Source organism: Ramlibacter sp., assembly GCF_035706265.1.
Classification (GTDB): Bacteria; Pseudomonadota; Gammaproteobacteria; order Burkholderiales; family Burkholderiaceae_C; genus Ramlibacter.
In genome coordinates, this window is record NZ_DASSVG010000592.1 from 1 (window position 1) to 3683 (window position 3683).

Annotated in this window: 4 protein-coding genes; 2 read left to right on the forward strand and 2 right to left on the reverse strand. The window is 69.9% G+C overall.

Features of this window, described 5'->3' with window-relative positions:
* Positions 1 to 847: lyase family protein (locus tag VFM98_RS21240; protein WP_325111882.1), on the forward strand; the 847-nt coding region annotated here is incomplete at its 5' end.
* Positions 848 to 863: 16 nt separating this feature from the next.
* On the forward strand, positions 864 to 2189 hold the full coding sequence (locus VFM98_RS21245) for an anaerobic C4-dicarboxylate transporter (RefSeq protein ID WP_325111883.1): 1326 nt from the start codon (positions 864 to 866) through the stop codon (positions 2187 to 2189).
* Between the two features lie 33 nt (positions 2190 to 2222).
* Here VFM98_RS21245 and VFM98_RS21250 read toward each other — a convergent pair whose 3' ends face one another.
* Both VFM98_RS21250 and VFM98_RS21255 read right to left on the reverse strand, forming a co-directional pair.
* Positions 2223 to 2813 carry a hypothetical protein gene (locus tag VFM98_RS21250; protein WP_325111884.1) on the reverse strand — a complete coding sequence of 197 codons (591 nt, stop codon included), beginning with the start codon at positions 2811 to 2813 and terminating at the stop codon, positions 2223 to 2225.
* Positions 2810 to 3683, reverse strand: an 874-nt coding sequence (locus VFM98_RS21255) for an MFS transporter (protein ID WP_325111885.1), incomplete at its 5' end; no start/stop codon positions are given. The genes VFM98_RS21255 and VFM98_RS21250, both read right to left, overlap by 4 nt.

Here is a 3683-nt window from a genome sequence, read left to right on the forward strand (position 1 = left end):
CACCCACCTGCAGGACGCGGTGCCGATGTCGCTCGGCCAGGAATTCCACGGCTGGGGCACCACGCTGGGCGAGGAGGTCCAGCGCATCTCCGAGGTGCGGCAGTTCCTGCACGAGATCAACCTGGGTGCCACGGCCATCGGCACCATGGTCACCGCGGCCCCGGGCTACCCGGAACTGGCCACGCGCCACCTGTCCGAACTCACGGGCCTCAAGTTCATCCTGGCCGGCGACCTGGTCGAGGCCACGTCGGACACCGGCGCCTACGTGCTGCTGTCCGGAGTGCTCAAGCGCACTTCGGCCAAGCTCACGAAGATCTGCAACGACTTGCGCCTGCTGGCTTCGGGCCCGCGCTGCGGCTTCAACGAGATCAACCTGCCGCAGATGCAACCGGGTTCGTCGATCATGCCCGGCAAGGTCAACCCCGTCATCCCCGAGGTGGTCAACCAGGTCGGCTTCCTCGTGATCGGCCTGGACCTGACGGTCACGCTGGCGGCCTCGGCCGGCCAGCTGCAGCTCAACGTGATGGAGCCGGTGATCACCTTCGCGCTCTTCACCTCCATCACCACGATGGAGAACGCCGTCAACAGCCTGCGCGTGCACTGCGTCGAGGGCATCACCGCCAACGCCGAACGCACGCGCGAGATGGTGCTGAATTCGCTGGGCATCGTCACCGTGCTGAAGCCGCGGCTCGGCTACAAGCTCTGCGCCGAGATCGCCCGCGAAGGCTTCGAGACCGGCAAGTCGCTGCACCAGATCGTCGTGACCGAGCGCGCGCTGCTCACGCAGGCGGAGTGGGACACGACCTTCTCCTTCGACAACCTGGTCAGCCCGGAATTCGTCAAGTGAGGATGGGAGCTGCACCATGACACTCACCATCCTGCTGCAATTCGCGGTGGTGCTCGCGGCCATCTGGTTCGGCGCGCGCTCCGCCGGCGTCGGCCTCGGCCTGTGGGGCGCGGTCGGCCTGCTCGTGCTGGTCGTGGGCTTCGGCGTCAACCCGACGTCGCCGCCGGTCGACGTGATGCTGATCATCCTGGCGGTGATCATGGCCGCCTCGGTGATGGACGCCGCCGGCGGCATCGACTTCCTGGTGCGCATCGCGGAGCGCATCATCCGCGCCAATCCGAAGTACGTGACCATCGTCGCGCCGCTGACGACCTGGACTTTCACCTTCCTGGCCGGCACCGGGCACATCGTCTATCCGCTGCTGCCGGTGATCTACGAGACCGCGCACCAGAACGGCATCCGGCCCGAGCGCCCGATGGCGGTGGCCACCATCGCCTCGCAGCAGGCCATCACGGCCAGCCCGGTGGCCGCGGCCACGGCCGCCATGATCGGCCTGTTCGCGGAGAAGGGCATGGGCGACTTCGGTCTGGCGCAGATCCTGATGATCTGCGTGCCCTCCACGCTGGCCGGCGTGGTGGTCGCCGCCGTCGTCTCGATGTTCATGGGCAAGGACCTGAAGGACGACGCGGTCTACCAGCAGCGCCTGAAGGACGGCCTGATCCCGCCGCCGCAGGCGCCGGAAGCGCGGGCGCCACTGAAGCCCGCCGCGAAGTGCTCCGCCTTCATCTTCCTGGCCGGCGTGGCGCTGGTGGTGCTGTTCGGCTTCTTCCCCGCGTTGCGCACGCTGCCCGGTGCCAAGTCGGCGCTGGCCATGCCGATCGTGATCGAGATCGTGATGATGGCGGTGGCCGCCGTGATGCTGCTGGTCACCCGCGTGGCCGTGGACGACGTGCCCAAGACGCCCACGCTGCGCGCCGGCGTGGTGGCGGTGATCGGCATCTTCGGCCTGGCCTGGCTGGGCGACAGCTTCATTGCCGCCAACAAGGAAGTGATCGTGCCCGCCATCGGCGACTGGTCCAGGGTCGCGCCGTGGACCTTCGCGCTCGGCCTGTTCTTCGCCTCGGTGCTGCTGTACAGCCAGGCGGCGACCACCCGTGCGCTGATGCCGCTGGGCGTGGCGCTGGGCATTCCGCCGCAGTTCCTGATCGGCATGTTCCCGGCGGTCAACGGCTACTTCTTCATCCCGACCTACGGTTCGCTGATCGCTGCGATCAACTTCGATCTTTCCGGCACGACGCGCATCGGCAAGTACGTGCTGAACCACTCGTTCATGATTCCCGGCGTCGTCGCCACCGGCGTGGCGGTGGTCGCGGGCCTCGCCATCGCGCGCGTGGTCTGCTGAAGAGGGGAATCGAAAGCGGCCCGGCGGGTTGACTCACGCCGGGTCGTGGCGCGTCGTCAGCGTGAGCACGCGCCCCACCCGGGCGAACCAGTCTCGCAACAGCTCCATCTGCTCGCGCTCGTGCCGCGTGAGCTCGCCGCCCCCGAGCCGCTCGCCGTGGTAGCCGTTGGCCACCACGGTGTCCACCGCCGCCAGGCGTTGGGCCAGCGCGCTCGCCGTGCCGGCCTGCAGGGCCATGCTGATGTCGTTCACGAACAGGATGGCGCGCGGGGGCAGCTCCTGCCAGGCGGCCTCGATGCGCTGCAGGTTGTCCGCGGCTTTCGCTGCGGCTTCGGCCTCGGAAGCGGACGTGAGGCGCGGCGCCTGCAGCAGCGGCCGCAGGCGCACCACGTCCGACGAAGGATCCGCTTCCAGCGTGCCGCCCACGCCGCGCACGCCCCGCGCCTGCGCGACCTCCGGCGGGATCGTCGGTGCGAGGTCGAGGATCGCGATGCGCGCGCCGAGCCCGCGGGCGCAGAAGTCCTGCAGGATGCGGCGCGCCAGCGTGGTCTTGCCGGTGTTGACGTCGCCGGCGATCAGCAGCTTGCGGCCGAGACAGTCGCCCGGGTCGATCGCCGTGTTCATGCTGGCACCGGCTTGCCGGCCTCGCGCCGGAAGGTCTCGGGCAGCAGCAACAGCACCAGCACGCCGGCCGCGTAGATCGCGCAGGTCACCGCCAGGCCGGACTGCAGGCCGTAGCTCTTGCCGATCACGCCCATGGTGTAGGGCGCCGCGATCGAGCCGATGCGGCCCATGTTCCAGCAGAAGCCGCCCGCATAGGCGCGGATGCGCGGCGGGAACAGCTCGGCGTAGTAGGCGCCCAGGATGCCGCCGGCGCCGCACAGGCCGAAGCCCACCACGGCGCCCCACCAGAACAGGAAGGCCGGGTCGCGCACGACGATGTAGACGCCGATCGAGACGGCGCAGGTCGCGAAGGCGGCCATCATCGAGCGGCGCCGGCCGGCCACGTCGGCCAGCCAGCCGAAGAACTGGAAGCCGATGAACATGCCCAGGTACTGCACGAACTGGAACGTGAGCATCGTCGACACGTCCACGCCCCGCTCGCGGGTGAGGAAGGTCGGGATCCAGAACGCCGCACCCCAGAAGCCGGCGAGGTTCACCACGCTGACCAGCGTGGCCGCGAGCGTGATCGGCGCCACGCCGCGCGCGAAGATCGCGCCGACGCCCACGCGGGCATCGCCCTGTGCGCCGGCGGCGGTCGCCTTCGCACCGGCCGCGGAAGGAGCCGGCCGCGGATCCGCCGGGATCAGGGACCAGGCCAGCACCGCCGCCGGGATCGACACCGCGCCGCCCACGAACAGCCATTGCCAGTGGGTGCCGAGCACCAGGCGTCCGACCGCTGCCGCGACGGCCGCCCCGATCGCGAAGCTGCTGAAGACGAACGAGGCCGCGCGGCCGCGATGCTGCGCCGGCCAGTGCTGCGCGATCAGCGCC

What these genes read in the sequence shown, in the direction of transcription:
- VFM98_RS21245 (WP_325111883.1), top strand. Translation starts at nt 864, where the DNA reads ATGACACTCACCATCCTGCTGCAATTCGCGGTGGTGCTCGCGGCCATC.
- VFM98_RS21250 (WP_325111884.1), bottom strand. Translation starts at nt 2,813, where the DNA reads ATGAACACGGCGATCGACCCGGGCGACTGTCTCGGCCGCAAGCTGCTG.